At 48.4% G+C, this 16,895-nt stretch carries 14 protein-coding genes; 4 read left to right on the forward strand and 10 right to left on the reverse strand.

What is annotated here, in order from left to right:
- Positions 1–24: 24 nt before the first annotated feature.
- From BBG47_RS02645 to BBG47_RS02660, 4 genes are read right to left on the reverse strand one after another with little or no spacing between them, the layout of a single operon-like run.
- Positions 25–1,065, reverse strand: a complete 1,041-nt coding sequence (locus tag BBG47_RS02645; protein WP_028531818.1) for a glycosyltransferase family 4 protein — start codon at positions 1,063–1,065, stop codon at positions 25–27.
- Positions 1,062–1,820, reverse strand: coding sequence for a glycosyltransferase family 2 protein (locus tag BBG47_RS02650; RefSeq protein WP_065290404.1), 759 nt, complete (start codon positions 1,818–1,820; stop codon positions 1,062–1,064). Before BBG47_RS02650 ends, BBG47_RS02645 begins: the two co-directional genes overlap by 4 nt.
- 19 nt (positions 1,821–1,839) lie before the next feature.
- Complete coding sequence (locus BBG47_RS02655) at positions 1,840–2,940, reverse strand: glycosyltransferase (RefSeq protein WP_065290405.1); 1,101 nt, start codon at positions 2,938–2,940, stop codon at positions 1,840–1,842.
- An 18-nt stretch (positions 2,941–2,958) separates the two neighbouring features.
- Positions 2,959–4,095 (reverse strand): mannose-1-phosphate guanylyltransferase, encoded by a 1,137-nt coding sequence (locus BBG47_RS02660; protein WP_254659731.1) that lies wholly within the window; start codon positions 4,093–4,095, stop codon positions 2,959–2,961.
- A 147-nt stretch (positions 4,096–4,242) separates the two neighbouring features.
- On the opposite strand from BBG47_RS02660, the gene mnmH reads away from it, so the two are divergent.
- Positions 4,243–5,274 carry a tRNA 2-selenouridine(34) synthase MnmH gene (mnmH, locus tag BBG47_RS02665; protein WP_065290406.1) on the forward strand — a complete coding sequence of 344 codons (1,032 nt, stop codon included), beginning with the start codon at positions 4,243–4,245 and terminating at the stop codon, positions 5,272–5,274.
- 28 nt (positions 5,275–5,302) lie between these two features.
- Here the strand turns inward: mnmH and BBG47_RS02670 are convergent, their stop codons facing one another.
- A complete protein-coding gene (locus BBG47_RS02670; protein WP_065290407.1) occupies positions 5,303–6,412 on the reverse strand; it encodes a glycosyltransferase family 4 protein in 1,110 nt (369 codons plus the stop codon).
- Between the two features lie 154 nt (positions 6,413–6,566).
- On the opposite strand from BBG47_RS02670, the gene BBG47_RS02675 reads away from it, so the two are divergent.
- Positions 6,567–7,742, forward strand: a complete 1,176-nt coding sequence (locus BBG47_RS02675; protein ID WP_065290408.1) for a glycosyltransferase — start codon at positions 6,567–6,569, stop codon at positions 7,740–7,742.
- Between the two features lie 41 nt (positions 7,743–7,783).
- Here the strand turns inward: BBG47_RS02675 and BBG47_RS02680 are convergent, their stop codons facing one another.
- From BBG47_RS02680 to BBG47_RS02695, 4 genes are all read right to left on the reverse strand, one after another.
- Positions 7,784–9,475, reverse strand: coding sequence for a DUF4214 domain-containing protein (locus BBG47_RS02680; protein ID WP_065290409.1), 1,692 nt, complete (start codon positions 9,473–9,475; stop codon positions 7,784–7,786).
- A 31-nt stretch (positions 9,476–9,506) separates the two neighbouring features.
- A complete protein-coding gene (locus tag BBG47_RS02685; protein WP_065290410.1) occupies positions 9,507–10,613 on the reverse strand; it encodes a DegT/DnrJ/EryC1/StrS family aminotransferase in 1,107 nt (368 codons plus the stop codon).
- Between the two features lie 40 nt (positions 10,614–10,653).
- A complete protein-coding gene (locus BBG47_RS02690) occupies positions 10,654–11,295 on the reverse strand; it encodes an acetyltransferase (protein WP_083189048.1) in 642 nt (213 codons plus the stop codon).
- A gap of 241 nt (positions 11,296–11,536) precedes the next feature.
- The gene (locus BBG47_RS02695) at positions 11,537–12,628 is read right to left on the reverse strand and encodes a glycosyltransferase family 61 protein (RefSeq protein WP_065290411.1); all 1,092 of its coding nucleotides are present in this window, start codon (positions 12,626–12,628) and stop codon (positions 11,537–11,539) included.
- A gap of 286 nt (positions 12,629–12,914) precedes the next feature.
- Between BBG47_RS02695 and leuB the strand changes: the two genes are divergently transcribed.
- Both leuB and BBG47_RS02705 read left to right on the forward strand, forming a co-directional pair.
- A complete protein-coding gene (gene leuB, locus BBG47_RS02700) occupies positions 12,915–13,994 on the forward strand; it encodes a 3-isopropylmalate dehydrogenase (protein ID WP_065290412.1) in 1,080 nt (359 codons plus the stop codon).
- Between the two features lie 224 nt (positions 13,995–14,218).
- A complete protein-coding gene (locus BBG47_RS02705) occupies positions 14,219–14,764 on the forward strand; it encodes a peroxiredoxin (protein ID WP_021254513.1) in 546 nt (181 codons plus the stop codon).
- Positions 14,765–14,906: 142 nt separating this feature from the next.
- Here the strand turns inward: BBG47_RS02705 and BBG47_RS02710 are convergent, their stop codons facing one another.
- On the reverse strand, positions 14,907–16,895 hold the full coding sequence (locus BBG47_RS02710) for a glycoside hydrolase family 15 protein (RefSeq protein ID WP_065290413.1): 1,989 nt from the start codon (positions 16,893–16,895) through the stop codon (positions 14,907–14,909).

Raw genomic sequence — 16,895 nt, forward strand, 5'->3', positions numbered from 1 at the left:
GGAGGGGGCTTATTTCATATGCATTCACTGCTGCAATTGAGGCGTCACGGCGTGAAATACCGTAAGCAGATTATGCATCACACGCGGCCAATTATAGTGCTGCACCGTTGTCATGGCATTCGTCGTGAGATACGCGGCGAATTGCGGATCGGTTAATATACGCAGGATCCCTTGTGCAACTCCAGCAACATCTCCTTTGTCTACAAGAATGCAATTCCATTCATTATGGCAGAATTCTTCATTTCCTTCCGCCTTCGTGGTCACGACAGGGGCGCCACAAGCCATAGCTTCCAATATCGGAAGCCCAAAGCCTTCGTGATAGGAGGTTTGGACAAATACTCCGCAGTTGGCATATAAGTAGGCAACATGGTGGTCATCAGGGTGAGAGAAATGACCATGAGGAATGCCATGCAGATGGGGAGGCTCCACGCCAAAGGTGACCATAGATGCTTGTGGCAGTCTGGAGCACACATCCTTCGCTGCTTGAACCGTAATGTCGAATCCCTTCAAGTGCTGGCTGCGGCGGCTGCAGGCAAGGATACGGAATGGGTCATAGTCATGAGTGCGATTCGGCTTATATAGGTCGAAATCAACAGCAATGGAAATGTTGCTTGCGTGCTTCTGGAACCGCTCCAGCAATTGTCTGGTCGTCCAATCCGCTATCGTCAGCATATGCACGGGCACCCGGTACGTATTACGTACTCGTTCCTGCATATCATTCCAGTTCGGGTAATAGCTCTCCTCAATATCCTGCACCAGATATACCGGAACGCCGTTGCCGCCGCGCTTGCGATCGCAGCTATGCCATACGGCAGCAAGCGTCTTCCACCAGGTGGCTACCTTAATACAATTCATTGGCGTCAGCGCACGCATCATGGATGGATAATTGCCGAAGCGCCGTACGGGCACCTTGAGCGGGAACCAATTAGGCTGCTTATCGAGTGCGAATAGTTGTACGTTGACCCCCATATCATGCAGGCGGTTGACCTGTTCGAATACGTTGCGGATGCCGCCAGACAATCCGGTCAGTTCAAGCACATATACGACTTCCAGAGGAGCTGTCATCGGATGATTTTCCCTCCCCATTTCATCCAGAATTTTTTTCGAGCTTCCATTTCTTTTTGTCTCCAATATGGATTCTTGTTCGCTTTTGTCGTGCCGCGGGTATACCCTTCCGCATGGATGGCACTAGCCGTTCCGCAATACACGACACGGGAGCCGTGCACCTTGGCGCGATAACAGAGGTCAACATCCTCGAAGGCAATGAAGAATTCCTCGGACAATGGCCCAATCTGGTCGAGGAGCTGCTTGCGTATTAGCATTAATGCACCGGTTACGGCATTCATATCTTCTACGGCTAATGCAGGCTCATAATCAGCTGACTGTCGGCGGTAGCGGTGGTCAAAATGCCCCTTCGCTGTCGGGATAACACCGCCATGCTGTATGGTCATATCAGGATAGAGGAGCCTCGCTCCTACGATGCCGATTGCTGCATCACTGTTCATGGTTGCAACCATATGATGGAGCCACCCGGGCTCGTGGAAGAACACGTCATTGTTGACGAGCAGAATATATTGTCCCTTGGCATGCTGGATGCCAGCGTTGACAGTATGGCTGAATCCATGATTATGAGGCTTTGCAATGAATTGCACCTGGAGCGGAGCAGCCCATCGTGCCAGTTCTTCTTGAATCGCGGCAGGACTGCCATCATCGACAACGATGATCTCGTAGGGCAGCTCATGTACGGTATGGATGAAGCTGTGCACACAATGTTTAACGAGATCGGTGTGATGGATCGTAGGAACAATGACGCTGATCATAGCGTTGCCATCTCCCTTTTTAACGCGCGGCTATTTCCGTCAAGCGATGAAGCATGCGGGCTGCGCTTGCTTGCCATGTGAATTGCTCCTTTACTGTGTTTCGACCGAGGGCAGCCTTAGCGGCTGCTTCATCCCGGTTCATATATACATGCCTCATCAGCTGTCTTAGATGCATATTGTCTGGAACTGCCCACAGCATTCTGGAATTCGTGGGGTGGGCGGGAGCGAACTTTTGGACGGAGATGAGGTATCCGTTCGCATCGTTGACGAAATCAAGATGAGCTGACCAACGCGTTGTAATGACAGGGAGACCGGAGGCCATTGCCTCCATTACGGTTAAGCTCCATCCTTCTCCACGTGTAGGAAGCACATAGCTGTCTGCACTGTTATAGAGCATAGCTAACTGCTGCTCGCTCCAACTGTGAATCGCTGAGATGAGAATGACAGATGAGCGAGACTTTCCGGCTGTCTTGAAGGCGATAGCGTCAATATAGGCTTGCTGTCTGCCGATCTCCTCTTCAGTGGTTGCACGCGTTTTGATAATGAGGCATACATCCTCGGACTCCGCGAACTCTTCAAGGAAGGCGGTAAGTAAGATATCAATGCCTTTGCGGTCATCGAAGGAACAGACGGATAAGAAGGTATAGCTTCGTTGGCCCGGAATAGGGAATGGGGGGTGACCGGGAGCAAACAAGTTCGAATCAATTCCGTAAGGCATGACGTGAATTTTGTGCAGCGGGACTCCAGACCGGTGGAAGGTATCTCGATTGAAGGTGGACGGTACCCATACTTCATCCATATTGCTGCATCTTCGAGACCACATGAACGACAGTCGGCTGCATTCGTACATCGTCATTCCGATTGAGTAATGGCGAATGTCCTTCACAAATTGGATCGCAGGGTAATGCGTAAATACGATATGGGGCTCTGGCAATGGAGTGTGCGATATCGCCTGCAAGGCCGCCTCGATATCGGGGGTCATGGGAACCCTGACTGTTTCGGAATGAACTGGTGTATAGTGAAACTGCACCCCCAGCTTCATCAATTCAAGCACGACATGACGATTGGCCTTTGCATATCCTGTTGGTTCGTAGATGGTACCGATATTATGAAGAAACATCGAGTCGTATCCACCTTTCTATAAGAACGTGTCGTATCCGCGCTGCTTCAAGTGCTGCACCATCTTTTTTATATCCTGTGTTCGTTCTTTCGGACAGACGAGAACCACATCATCCGTGGCGACGATCACGATGTCTTCAATGCCTACCGTCGCGATTAATTGCTTTGTTGCACCGTAGATAATGCTTCTCTCCGTATCGATCCCCTCATGACGCCCATGAACAATATTCAGGAGCTCATCGGTCTGGTGTATGCGCTCAAGTGCATTCCAGTTGCCGAGATCGTCCCAGCCGTAATGGACAGGAATCATGTAGATGGATTCACATTTTTCGATAACGCCATAATCAATGGATTGCTTCTTGAGACTACTGTATGCGGCTGCGAGCTGTTGTTGACCGTTATGTGAATCGTTTAAGAGTGTCTTCATTTCAAACAAGGAACGATACAGGTCAGGTAGGTGCAGATGGATCAGATGCATGATGGTTGAAGCTTTCCAAATGAACGTCCCTGTATTCCAATAGTGGCAGCCATCAGCAAAAATATTGGTTGCAACAGACAGTTCTGGCTTCTCGATGAATTTCTCAACTGGGGTAAGAGGAGTGTATATATCGGTTGCTTCATTTCCGTTAGTAGGGGTAGGGCTGTTCTGTTGGATACGGATATATCCGTATCCCGTCTCAGGGCGTGTTGGCTTTACCCCCAAAGTAACGACACATCGTTCCTGATCAGCACGATAGACGGCGGTGCGCAGTGCTTCGTGAAAAGCATCAGGATCCGAAATATAGTGATCGGAAGGTAAGGTAATCAGAATGGGATCTTCGTCGTCTGCACTTAATTGAAGCGCGGAAAGACCGATGCATGCGGCGGTATCTCTCGCCATCGGCTCCACAATAATGTTCTGCAGCGGGAAGGCAGGAAGCTGCTTTCGGATAATAGGGATGTATTCTTCAAGGGATACGATATATATATGTTCCAGCGGTAAATATTGAAGCATTCGCTGCACCGTGTCAGCAAGCATCGATTGTTGATGAAGAATCGGCAAAAATTGCTTCGGGTAATCTGCGCGGCTGAAAGGCCAGAAACGAGTTCCAGTTCCGCCAGCTAATATAACTGCCTTAACGATCGTGATGTGAAACACCTCCTGGGAAACAGACAATGATGACAATCATGGGTTATTACTACATATGTACTTAACGTAAAAAAGGGCACGGCGATTGTCAGAGTGGATTTCTTGGGCGGAATGCTATAGTCTTAACAATAGTTCGATAACACGAGATGTAAGAGACAACAAGAGGTGAGAGGTATGCACGATATTTCATTAGAGCAGTGTATGGCATTGCGGGACAAGGAGGCAACGCTTGTTGATGTGCGTTCGCCAGGAGAATTCGAGGAATTCCGAATACCGGGAAGCATCAATATTCCTTTGTTCACGAATGAAGAACGGGCGGAGATCGGAACGATATACAAGCAAGTAAGTGTAGAAGCGGCCAAGGAACGTGGGTTAGAGATCGCGTCAGCCAAGCTTCCATCATTATATAAGCAGTTCAAGGAGCTTCGAGGGACGACCATCATCTACTGCTGGCGGGGCGGCATGCGAAGCCGTACGATGGCTACTGTGATGTCTTTAATGGGATTGAAGCCATACCGATTGTCAGGGGGAATACGCACCTACCGACAATGGATACAAGAGTCGCTGGTGAACTATGACTGGCGAATACCGTGCATTGTCCTGTCCGGACATACGGGGACAGGGAAGACAGATATGCTTCGGCAGCTTCAAGCGGAAGGGTATCCCGTCCTTGATCTTGAGGAGATGGCAGGACATCGAGGCTCTGTATTTGGGCATATTGGACAAGTCCCGAACAATCAGAAGATGTTTGATGCGATGCTATTTGAGAAGCTGGAGGAGTTAAAGTCAGCAAGAGTACCTTGCCTCCTATTGGAGGCGGAGAGTCGTCGAATCGGGAAGGTCATACTGCCAGAATTTCTGATGGATGCGAAGAAGGCGGGAACGGTGCTTGATATCCAACTGCCGATACAGGTACGGGTTAAAAACATTGTGACGGAATATGAGCCGTCCAAGCATCCGACTGCGATCCGTGAAGCATTTGCCCGCATTCAGCGGCGCATGCATACCCCGCATGCTAACGCAATTGCAGAAGCACTTCGCCTGGAGAACTATGGAGAAGCGGTGTCGCTCATGCTGGAGCATTACTATGATTCCAGGTATGATCATGCTTCGATGGGCTATGAAGGCCAGATCTATTCCATTAAAGCTGAACATCTGGAAGACGCATTGAAGCAGATTAGGGCACATCTCGGAAGACCGGAGTAATAAAGGCAATAAATACGGGCTTCACCTTCTAGGTAAAGGTGAAGCCCGTTGTACGTGATAGGGCAGTAATGAGATCCTGAGCTGCCTTATCAGGTGAAAAATGAGTGAGCGTATGGTGCATAGCAATTTGGCCCTTGTTAGACGCTTCCGCATAATTGGTAACGACATGCCGCATCTGGCTGCGCAGGGCGTCTACAGAAGCCTCAGCCCACAGCTGATCACTCTGGTATCCTTGGTAATAAGGCTGAGGCCTTACGGGTACGAGGTGGTAGGGGATTAAGTAACTGTTATATTCATTCAAGAAATCAAGATGACCACCCCAGCCGGTTACAATGATAGGCACTCCCCTCATAGCGGCTTCCAATACGGGATAGCCGACACCTTCTCCACGGCTCGGCAGCACAAATGCATGACTGCTTCGATATAAGGCATCCATCTCCATCTCGCTGCGCAGTTCTAAATCGATATAGACCTGAGCAGGATGATGTGTCAGCTGCAGTTCTCTCTTCCAATGCTCCATCATGTGATATACCTCTGCGGTACCTGCTGTCTTAATAATGAGACATACCGGATCAGCCGCCGTAAATTCACTCCAGAAGGCTTTGAGCAAGATGTCTATTCCTTTGCGATTAATCCAAGAACATACGGACAAAAATCGGAATGGCGGTAAATGATTCACGTACTGCGGTGTATGCTCAGGAGCAGGTGGATGATAGGGTTCGGAGAGACAGGGCCGAACGTAATGCAGCGGTACATTAACGCCGGATTGGCGAAAAACAGTGATATTATGAATGCTGGGCAGCAGGATGCCGCTCATTTGATTTGCTTGTTTAATCCAATTATCTGGTATCTTCGACGTTTCCCAGTAGGTAAATCCGAATGAAGCCCGAAGCTTTCTCCGCCAGAGATCCGGAATATAGTGGTATACACTAACGCGCGGACCAGCGCTGCGTCGCTTTCTCAGCAAGTGCTCCAGTACAGAACGTTGATCTGGGGGAAGTCCTACTTGCGGTAGTCCTTGATAGGTTTCAAGGCTTACATCTACGCCGGCAGCATGCAGTGCGAGTACATATTCTCTGGTTGCCTTAGCATACCCAGTGGAATCGAATACTGTGCCATGCCATATAACTTGCGCCATTCTAAATTTCCCCTCCAATCTAGCTATCGTTATTGTACTCGGAAGTATGCTTCATGCGTCACGGCTATTCCCACGAATCTTACTGCGGAATACAGCATAATGATTAACTGATTGCTGCATGCAACGAGATGCTGCTTCCAAGGGAGTGTGGAATATGAGAATAATGATATGGTGCGCAAATTTAATATCGGCGGGCGGTGGAGCGAGATTATTATCCAATATGCTGCCTGCGATGGCTCGGCAGGTAGATATTGATCTCGTCCGATTAGTCATTGCACCTGACACGAAGTTCAAAGAGAGAATCGATACGGTCAGCTACCCGAATATCGACATTGTGTATTTTAACGGAAGCATTCAATCGCCAGAAGCGAGGGTGCTGTTAGCAGATTGCCATGTTGTGTATTTCTTCTGGCCGCATGGGCCTGCTTATGTGAAGGTAGATCTTCCGACGATATGCACCTTTCATGATGCAACTGTCTTTGACTTTGTACCGCCTTATGTGTCAGGCGCCGTTATTGAGCAGGCTTGGCGGGAAGCGAAGGAATGGCTCAGCAACATGACCTCAATTGTCGTATCCTCACGCCATGTACAGACTAGGCTGCTCCATCATTTCGGAGAGGTAGGCAACAGCGCCACCATTATTCCTCACGCCATACTGCCGGCAGATCCGACAAGTCATCTCGTCAGTGATAACGTGAGCCCTGATGTGGCCGTCCGTCTCCCGCCGCAATATGTGGTCTACCCAAGTAATATATCTCCGCACAAAAATCACTATAATCTGCTGTTGGGATATTCCAGGTGCACCGCAGATGGCAAAGTCCCCCTCGTACTGTTTGGACATCATACAGAATTGCTGCGAGTTGTCCCTCCACAATGGCCGGAACAAATGTATGTGCCTACGCTGATTTCTTTATTATCAAGGACAGGGCTTCGCTTGGATGCAGACATCTATCCAATGGGGTTCATTCATGACTCTAATGTGATTCCTCTAGTTCGCAACGCGCAAGCACTTATTATGCCGAGCATGTCGGAGGGGGGAGGAAGCTACCCCGTAGAAGAAGCGCTGCGTCTTGGCGTACCGGTGCTGTGCTCGGATATTCCTGTGATGAGAGAGCATATGGCAAGACATAGCGCGGAGATCATCTGGTTCGATCCAGAATCCCCTGATTCCATCGCACAAGCACTGGATTTATTTTTTGAACATTCTAGTCATTACAAATCGTCTGCCATGCAAGGCATGAATGATCCAACAGATACGTGGGATCATATTGCAAGCCAATATATCCATGTCTTCCGCGTTGCTTATATGAAATATTACGGCATGATTTAGAAGATGAAATGTAAGTTGAAATGCTTGTGCAATCAGGGGATTTAGACTGGGTTCGATATGACATGTTGGAGAAGGGCGTAGTATTCGTTCGCAACATCCGACCAGCTCCGCTGCATTGCTTCTTGAATCACTGCCTGTTGTCCTGGCACTAAGGTATGGCGATATACCCATAGAGCGCGAAGACTGGCTTCGATCTCGTCCACGGAGTAGGGATTGAAGGCCAGGAAGGCGCTCATATTGGGAATAATTTCGTTCGTCACCTCTAAATTGGCTGCAGCGACAGGTGTTCCTACCGTTAATGATTCAAGAATAGGGAACGGACAGCTGCCTTCAAACAAAGTGGGCACGATTGTGCCGACTGCGTATTTGTAAAGGGAAGGCATGTCTGAGGTCGGAATTCTGCCGATGAACATAAGACTGTTTAAGATTTCAGGTTCTTGAACATGATGCAGCATGCGCATGACATCGGCTTCTTTTGGACTGCTGGACAATTGATCAGTGAAGACGAGTCGCAGACGCGAATGGTATCCGTCTATCGTTAATCGGAATTGAATAAATGCAGCAAGAAGCCGCTCGAAATTTTTGTGAAGGCGAAGTACGGTTGGAAATACGATATATTCATGATGAAGCTGATATTTCGCTCTAAAATGCTGCTGATCCATAAATGAAAAGGTTTGATACTCGTCACTAGGTGGAGCAAGTCGGATGACATGCGTTTTGTGTGCAGGCAGCCCAGCAATGCCAATTGCATGGTGAGTTCGTACATAATTCGAGTTCGATACAACCGCCGCGGCTTTATGCAAAATATAATAGCCATTTCGATCCACACGGTGACAAAATTCTGGGTAGGTAGAGAAATAAAGCTCTTTAAACTGATGATGAACGAGATCATGCAGACATAAAATATACGGCTTTTTTAAAAACATGGCCAAATCGAGCGAGATAATGGGGACGATCCATATCTCAGCGGGTACATTCGTATTGAAATGCTCTACATTATTGGAATGGTGGATATGAACTCTGCCCGGAAACATTGGTCTTAACGGTGAGAAAGATTGTTCTGCATCGGCGTAATTATAGCCAGTAGCAGCAATATGAATGTGCACATGTGGAAAGTTGGACAACATACCTCTCGTAAGCCGGTAGAGGAAGCGGCCAATTCCTTCGCCATCCATGGCAAGCGGGTGCGGATAAGCTAAGAAAATCCCGATATGCTGAACAGTTCGCGGGGATGCTGTCAGACTGGGAGAAGCGTTGGGATCCGATTTCAACGGTGGATGCGGATGTGCAAGCAATTGTTGAAATTCTGTGGTATTCAAAAATTGCCGAAGCATTAGTTTCTTGCTATGTTTGGCCATTAATCCCTTTAGATGACCTTGCAAGCCCAGTGAGTCTGGATTGCGGCACAACAGTTCATCATATAAGGAATGGATGAAGAAAAAAGGCTCCGCGGCGTAAAAACGCCGAATAAGACCAGCAGCGGAAACAGCTTGAGTAGGAATAAAACTTGTAGGGGGCCTAAGGTAGTTCTGCTCTGCCTCCTCACTGCACATGACTTGCTCAATAATACTTAGTTTGGTCTGCCGAGAAGTCAACAGTCTCATATAGTGCTGACTCTCTACCGCTCCTGGTTCGCGGTTAAGGAACTGTCGAAACAGCTCGGTGATGAAATGTTGACCATCCTGCCTCCAGATTGCTTGTATGAAATGGATGAGTCGAAATTGCAGATCCAATAATGTCTCCTCCTAACAGCTCATTTGTTCGTCACAGTATATCTTGCAAGGATTGGCAGATATACTGAATATCCTGTTTGGTTAATTCGCCGTGGCTGGGAAGATTCATACCTTGCGATGCAATTCGGTTGGCGATCGGATATTCTTCATACAGCTGACCATCGCGATAGGGAGGAAGGATGTGCATCGGATAGAAGAATGGCCGGGTTTCAATTCCTTTGTCCTTCAGTTGCTGCATGACATGATCTCGCTGCTGCTCGGAACGGCCGTTCAACACAATACTGAACATCCAGAATACATTTTTGGCCCATATTCGTTGTACAGGCAGTGTCAGTCTGCTGTCATGCTGCAAGTAATCATAATAATGCATTGCTACCCGAATTCGCTCTCGAATATGCCACTCAACCTTCTCCAGTTGGGCGCATCCGATAGCGGCTTGAATATTCGTCATCCGATAGTTGTAACCGATGACCGGATGCCAATACTTTTTGTTCTTATCTATCCCTTGGCCTCGCAGCAATCTTATTTTCTCCGCAATGGCTTCGTTATCTGTGGTGACAACACCGCCTTCCCCAGTTGTAATGACTTTATTGCCGAATAGGCTGAATGTCGCTGTATGTCCCAGCGCTCCTGCCATTCTCCCTTTGTACTGCGCCCCAATCGCTTCAGCAGCATCTTCAATGACAAACAGATCATATTTGTGAGCGATCTCCATGATTGGATCCATGTCGGCGGGATGCCCATATAGATGTACCGCGATAATGCCCTTCGTACGGGAAGTGATTTTTTGCTCGATTGCTCGAATGTCCATGTTCCACGTATCGGCTTCAACGTCAACGAATACAGGTAGTGCGCCGCAATACGTCACCGCATTTGCTGTCGCAACGAACGTAAGTGTAGGTACGATGACTTCGTCGCCTGGCCCGACATCATGAGCAAGCAGGGCAAGATGCAGTGCTGTTGTTCCATTGCTGCAGGCGATTGCATGCTTCGATTGGCAGAAGGCAGCGAATTGCTGCTCGAATTGATCCAGATATGGGCCGTTGGAAGATATCCAGGTCGTATTCAAACAATCCAGAACATATTTCGTTTCATTTCCATTCAAGACAGGGGTTGCTATAGGGTAGTATTTATTCATGTTATTTCCCTCCAACATTCATGTCTGCAATTAGCTCGATTTAAATGTGAATCTGCTTAATGACGCGAGCTGGAACCCCAACAGCAACACAGGATTCTGGAATATTGCGAATGGCAACAGAACCAGCCCCCAAAATAGACCATGCCCCAATGGTAACCCCGTCGATTACTTTGGAGCCTGTGCCGAGAAAGCTTCCTTCTTTAACATGTACATTCCCAGAGAGTGTGGTGCCAGGAGCAATATGACACGCTCGCTCTATCACGGATTCATGATCGATTGTGGCACCTGTGTTAATGACTGCGTAGTGATGGACTTGAGCTTCTGCATTGATGACCGCGTTGTGCATGATCGCAATTCCTGATCCTAACTGTGAAGAGGGGGCAACATAAGAGAACGGGCTGATGGCATTGATCAGGGTAAAGCCCAGCTTCTCTACTTGAACTGCTATTTTGTAACGCAGCTTGTTGTCTCCGATTGCTACAAAGGCATGGCGTATGTCATCCGCGAATAAAGTAGGCAAGATAGAGTCATCGCCTAATAGGGGAATTCCCATAATCTGCGGCTTCTCCGATTTGTCCGTACATCCAATGATCTCTATCGATGAATCATGCTGCAAAATATCGATAATCACTTTTGCATGTCCGCCTGCACCAATAATTACAGTCTTTTGCTTGCTTGACACGAAGCACTTCCTCCTGACCACAGTGTCTGTACTGATACATTATGATGATTGTGAGGGGGACGACTTAGGCATAACAAATGATTGCGTCTAAAATGGGTGAAATGCAGACGTTCGCGCCAAAAGAGAGGTCGAGGAGTCTGGCTGCTTTCGACAGAAGGCTGTCCCTGCAAAATAAAGAAAGCCAGGGTTTTATATCCCGGCTAATTCAAGAGTCTGTTTAAGCTGGCTATATTAACATCTCCTATTCGATTCCAGCCAGATGAAGCACGTGCCGCAGCTTATTCGCATCCACATACATGTTATCGGCACCTCCAACTGGCTTTGCAGGGTACTCAATGTCGCAGATGATTTCATAATAGTCAAGCCCTGCATGATTGCTTATTTTCCAAAAGTAATCGTCCTTAACGGTATGCGGCGTCAGTTCAATAACCTTCGTTCCGGGATTGCAGAAGGCAAAGTTAATGTTCCCGCTCCCGAAGGGGGCGACGACTGCTTGAGCAGAAGAGTATATCGCGATCTTCTCAGCAGTTGTTAGCGGAGTAAGCACAATTTTGGTAAATCCTTTGGAATGCAACAGTTCCAGCACCTCGTCTTCATTGATCACATAGCGAGCGAAAGCATCCTGTCTAGTGACGTAAATTCGTTCATACCCGCTGATAGGCTGAACCGGATGGTTGTCTTTCAGGTGTTTCCGTATATATTCATATGCCCAGCGAGGACTTTTGCCTGTCATCCATGGTACTGCCGGGACAAGAAGTCTCTCAGCCATGATATGGAATTCATTTCGATCGACCTGAATAAGCCGTTCAAGCGGGATACCCAGCATGTCCAGCGATTCATATTGGAAGGGATGGGTCAGCTTGCCGATCACATATTTGTCAATTGGTATTCCGCTCTGCTGGAGTAAGTGAAATCGCGGCAAAATATCGAAAAACCAATGTCCGAATATGGCTTGTGTGAATACGAGATCCGGAATATTCCATCCCCATACAACGGTAGCAATCGTCCCGGGGTAATATTCTGGCGGAGGCAGAGCTTGAGAAGCGTACGGATAATAATATTCCACGTCAAGCAGCCGTTTCTGATCTGGTGTGACGACATAGCAGCTTCCAGTTATGAGGCGTCCACCCGGAATTGCGGCGACAAAAGCCTCATCATAGCTGCATATAGTAGACCAGCGGATAGGATCGATGCCTTTTGGAGGACGCAGTGCGAGTGATTCTTTCGGATAAATGACTTGGTAAAAGAGTTCGAATGGTAGATGCTGTTGTGCCGCATAGGTGGCAGCCCAGTCACTTGTTTTCTCGTAAAATTGATCTGGGATGGTTAACATATTCTCTTCCCTCCCTATTATAGATAGAGTTGTGTTCAATCAAGCATTTCCCTTCAGATTCCATTGCTAGCTTACGATATTCTATTCTATGTAGAGAGAGTGGCTTTGAGATACGGCGTATAGGACGGGAAAATTTTTTTCAACGAGTAACATAGAGAGAGCAGCGGTTCTGATACTTTGATAGTTATAGTTTTTACCTATAAAAACAATAGCTTTTATATCTTAGCCAACCTTGTTCATTTGTGATACAACAGGAATAACATTACTTGAACGAGGAGTGGCAGACATGGCAGAAGTGAAGAAGATAGCGATTGTTGCTGGCGATGGTATCGGACCGGAAGTCGTAAGAGAAGCGGAGAAGGTATTGAAGCGTACGGAGGAACTTTTCGGATATGCGTTCGAGACGAGTCATGGACTGTTCGGGGGAATCGCGATAGACGAGAAGGGAACGCCGCTGCCTGAGGAGACGCTGGCTCTATGCAAAGATGCTGATGCGGTTCTGTTAGGAGCAGTTGGAGGGCCGAAGTGGGATAACAATCCGAAGGAGCTTCGTCCAGAGACTGGACTGCTTGGCATTCGCAAGGCTCTCGGTTTATTCTCTAATATTCGACCTGCAGTCGTATTTGACTGTTTGAAGGATGCATCCACATTGAAGCCTGAAGTGCTTGAAGGTACGGATCTAATTGTCGTACGTGAACTGACAGGCGGGATTTACTTCGGAGAGAAGTTCCGCCGCGAGGGCGAACATGGACAGGAAGCCGTTGATACTTGTGTCTACAATGTACAGGAAGTCGAGCGCATTGTACGCCAAGCATTCGAGGTTGCTCAGAAGCGCCGCAAGAAGCTGGCTTCGGTAGATAAGGCGAACGTGCTTGAGACTTCGCGCTTGTGGAGAGAGACGGTGAACCGCGTTGCACCTGAATATCCAGATGTGGAGCTGGAGCATGTATTGGTGGATAACTGCGCGATGCAGCTGTTGCGTCGTCCGGCTAGCTTCGACGTTATCGTCACCGAGAATATGTTCGGTGATATCTTAAGTGATGAAGCAGCCATGCTCACCGGTTCTATCGGCATGCTATCCTCTGCTTCCTTAGGGGAAGGCAGCTTCGGTCTGTATGAGCCCGTACATGGTTCGGCGCCGGATATTGCAGGGCAAGGAATTGCGAATCCAATTGCGACCATTCTATCGGTTGCTCTCATGTTCCGATTGACATTCGGTTATGAAGATGCGGCACAATCCATTGAAGATGCAGTGAAGGAAGTGCTGGATAGCGGACATCGGACAGGCGATATCGCTACAGATAAGTCTAAGGCGATCGGAACGGAAGCAATGGGCGATCTGATTGTGGCAGCTATGACAAAATAATGGGATGATGATAAGGCCAACTCTTAGAAGGATGAGTTGGCCTTTGCTTTGTTGCCAGTCATTTTGGACAGACATTCCTGGGAATGATCAGCTCTATATGATGACAATAGCTCCAGTAAGCCGTTGATTGCATGCAGGTTGGTTTGGGGCGTGTCATTTTTGAATCGAACGGGTAGAATGATATAATAAATGACAATTCAGTTAGTACTTAGGAGGAATTTAGCTTGGCAGAACGTTTGGTAGGCAGACCTGCTCCAGAATTCAATATGGAAACTGCAAAAGGTGACGGACAAGGATTTGGAGCAGCATCTTTGTCGGATTACCGGGAGAAATGGCTCGTATTTTTCTTTTACCCGCTCGATTTCACATTTGTATGCCCGACCGAGATAACGGCATTGAGCGAAGCTGCGGAAGAGTTCAAAGCATTGAACACGGAAATCTTAGGGGTATCCGTTGATTCCATCCACAGCCACAAAGCATGGATCAATACACCAAGAGAGCTGAATGGTCTTGGCAAAATCAACTTCCCGCTCGCCTCCGATATTACGAAGAATGTTGCACGCGACTATGGTGTCTTAATAGAAGAGGATGGCATTGCACTGCGTGGCTTGTTCATTATTGACCCAGAGGGCGAACTGAAATATCAAGTCGTGAACCATAACAATGTAGGGCGCAGCGTAGAGGAGACACTTCGTGTGTTGCAGGCGCTGCAGTCCGGCGGGTTGTGCCCAATCAATTGGAAGCCGGGCGATAAGAACTTGAACGCCTAGATGGTCTGCCACTTGGTATATAGCAAGGCAAATGAAAAGAAAGCCCCGTAGAAATCTGCGGGGCTTATTTCGTGTATGAAAGAGAGATGTCGAATTCAACAGCTAGAGGGAATCTATATTAGAGGTTATTCAAGCTCTAAGTTCAGGATAAACAGGCTGCCTCCAATTGCTTGTATTTCTCAATATACTTCAGAACGGTATGAATGTATGTTGCATGTGACCAAGTTAAGGGTGCAACGGACAGTGGAGAACCATCAAATGGATCCAACTGCTCAGGAAGCAATCCGCTTGCCAGACTGTGTGCTTCCACCCAGCGCAAGGTATCATGTGCGGCTTGCAGTTCCTTCAGGCTGGAGGCGGTATCGATGTCATGGGCTGCGAACCAGAGGGTACAGATGATCCAGGGATTGCCGGGAGCAAGGCTCGGATCAGTGCTGCGCTGGAAATAGTAATCCCGCCAGTAGCGCGCAATCCCCCCTGTCTGGCTGCGAATGGACAGCTTGCTCTTCAATACGCGAACGGTTGACAGTACCCGCTCATCGTCAGCAGGAAGTACACCGAACATATAAATGGCTAGAATGCTGCTCTCGGGCGTACAATCCTGAGCCCATTTCCCTTCTTTCCGGTACAGTCCGCGTACGAAGCATCCGGCTTCTTCATTCCATAGATGGGCAAGCATCGCTGTCTTGATTTCCTCTGCGGCGCTGCGGAAGCGGTCAGCTCGTTCCTCATCCCCGAACAGAGATGCAAAGTTGGAAGCAGCTACTAAGCCGCTGTAAACAGCTGAAGCGGTGAAGGTGAATATTCCATACCGCTCCTCCCATAGATCATAGCTGGGCAGGGGGAGCTTCAATTCGGGATCGCGGTAGTGAATCATGAACTTGGCAGCCTTGCGGATTAAGGATTGATAGAGTGATTGAGGGAGCTCAATGTCTCGGTGATGTTCGTAATATCTCCACAGTGCCCACAGCACAAGTCCGGTCTCGTCCTCTTGGATCGGCAGTTGCGATTTGCCGTCGCGCAGATAGGGATGCCAGCTGGAACCGACGGTGCCGTCAGGATTATACTTGTGCAGCAAGTATCCTTCCGCAGTCAGCGCATCCGCACAGAAGCGGAAGAAGGGGGCTGTCATCCCATGGTATCCCGCAGCGGACATCGCTTCCGCGACAAGTGCGCCATCCCGAGGCCACATGTAGCTGTAATGATCCCGATTGAATTGCATAATGTCCGTATCATTCGCTGCAATGATTGCCCCGTTCACGTCTGTCTGCGTGCGAATGATAAGCAGGCTGAGCTTAAATAGGCGTATCAGCTCGGGCTCCAGATCGGCGAAATCAAGCTGGTGCTGATTCGACCAACGCTTCCAGTAGGTGCTGACACGCTGGATCAGTTGTGCAGGGCCGCTGTCTCTTACATATCGATCAAGTTGTTTCACCTCATCAAGCCGATTACCAACACTGAGCCAATAATAGCTCTCCCGGCTGTCTGAGCCGGGGACGATCGTGCGCAAGCAGATCGTGCTGTCAACAGAGCCTTGGGCGATAGGATTTCCCATAAGATGCCCATCCTCTGCGTCCTTCCACGTTCCCTCTGCCTGATGAAATCGCTTGATGCCTGTCGTGTATTGGTGTATGCCTGCTATTTCACCATGATGCTGGGTGATGCAGCCATTGAACATGAAGTAGCGATCTTTTTTGTAATGAAATAACGTGCCATTGTCAGGGTAATATCCTGCTGTATCGCCAACTTCCGTTTCATTGATGGACAGATCCTGATGGAAAAATAAGCGTACTTCACGTGGGTTTGGATTACCATTCGAGATGACAATCCGCTTCAAGTAGATCGAATCCCGCTGGTGAACGGCATCATTCATATGAAGCACAATACCAAGCCCTTCGTGTGTGGCGGTTACATCGGTAACAAGCGAATCTTCTTGATAAGCCAGGCGAATGTTCCACTCTGGATCGCCTAGCCAGCTGAATTGACCTTCCACCCATACCCCGAGACGGCTGGGATAGCCGGCTGTATGATTCAGTTGACCAACATACGGATAATAGACATCCCTTACATAGGCGTGCTCGTCAAGGTTCACGAGAAATTTGCCATTTCCAACGACTAGATGGCGCGGCAC

Origin of the sequence: Paenibacillus sp. KS1, assembly GCF_001680695.1 — a bacterium.
Classification (GTDB): domain Bacteria; phylum Bacillota; class Bacilli; order Paenibacillales; family Paenibacillaceae; genus Paenibacillus_B; species Paenibacillus_B suaedae.

Excerpts from the sequence above, each read along its gene's own strand:
- BBG47_RS02670 (WP_065290407.1), bottom strand. The coding sequence starts at position 6,412 with ATGGCGCAAGTTATATGGCATGGCACAGTATTCGATTCCACTGGGTAT.
- leuB (WP_065290412.1), top strand. The coding sequence starts at position 12,915 with ATGGCAGAAGTGAAGAAGATAGCGATTGTTGCTGGCGATGGTATCGGA.
- BBG47_RS02675 (WP_065290408.1), top strand. The coding sequence starts at position 6,567 with ATGAGAATAATGATATGGTGCGCAAATTTAATATCGGCGGGCGGTGGA.
- BBG47_RS02645 (WP_028531818.1), bottom strand. The coding sequence starts at position 1,065 with ATGACAGCTCCTCTGGAAGTCGTATATGTGCTTGAACTGACCGGATTG.
- BBG47_RS02685 (WP_065290410.1), bottom strand. The coding sequence starts at position 10,613 with ATGAATAAATACTACCCTATAGCAACCCCTGTCTTGAATGGAAATGAA.
- BBG47_RS02695 (WP_065290411.1), bottom strand. The coding sequence starts at position 12,628 with ATGTTAACCATCCCAGATCAATTTTACGAGAAAACAAGTGACTGGGCT.
- BBG47_RS02650 (WP_065290404.1), bottom strand. The coding sequence starts at position 1,820 with ATGATCAGCGTCATTGTTCCTACGATCCATCACACCGATCTCGTTAAA.
- BBG47_RS02655 (WP_065290405.1), bottom strand. The coding sequence starts at position 2,940 with ATGTTTCTTCATAATATCGGTACCATCTACGAACCAACAGGATATGCA.
- mnmH (WP_065290406.1), top strand. The coding sequence starts at position 4,243 with ATGCACGATATTTCATTAGAGCAGTGTATGGCATTGCGGGACAAGGAG.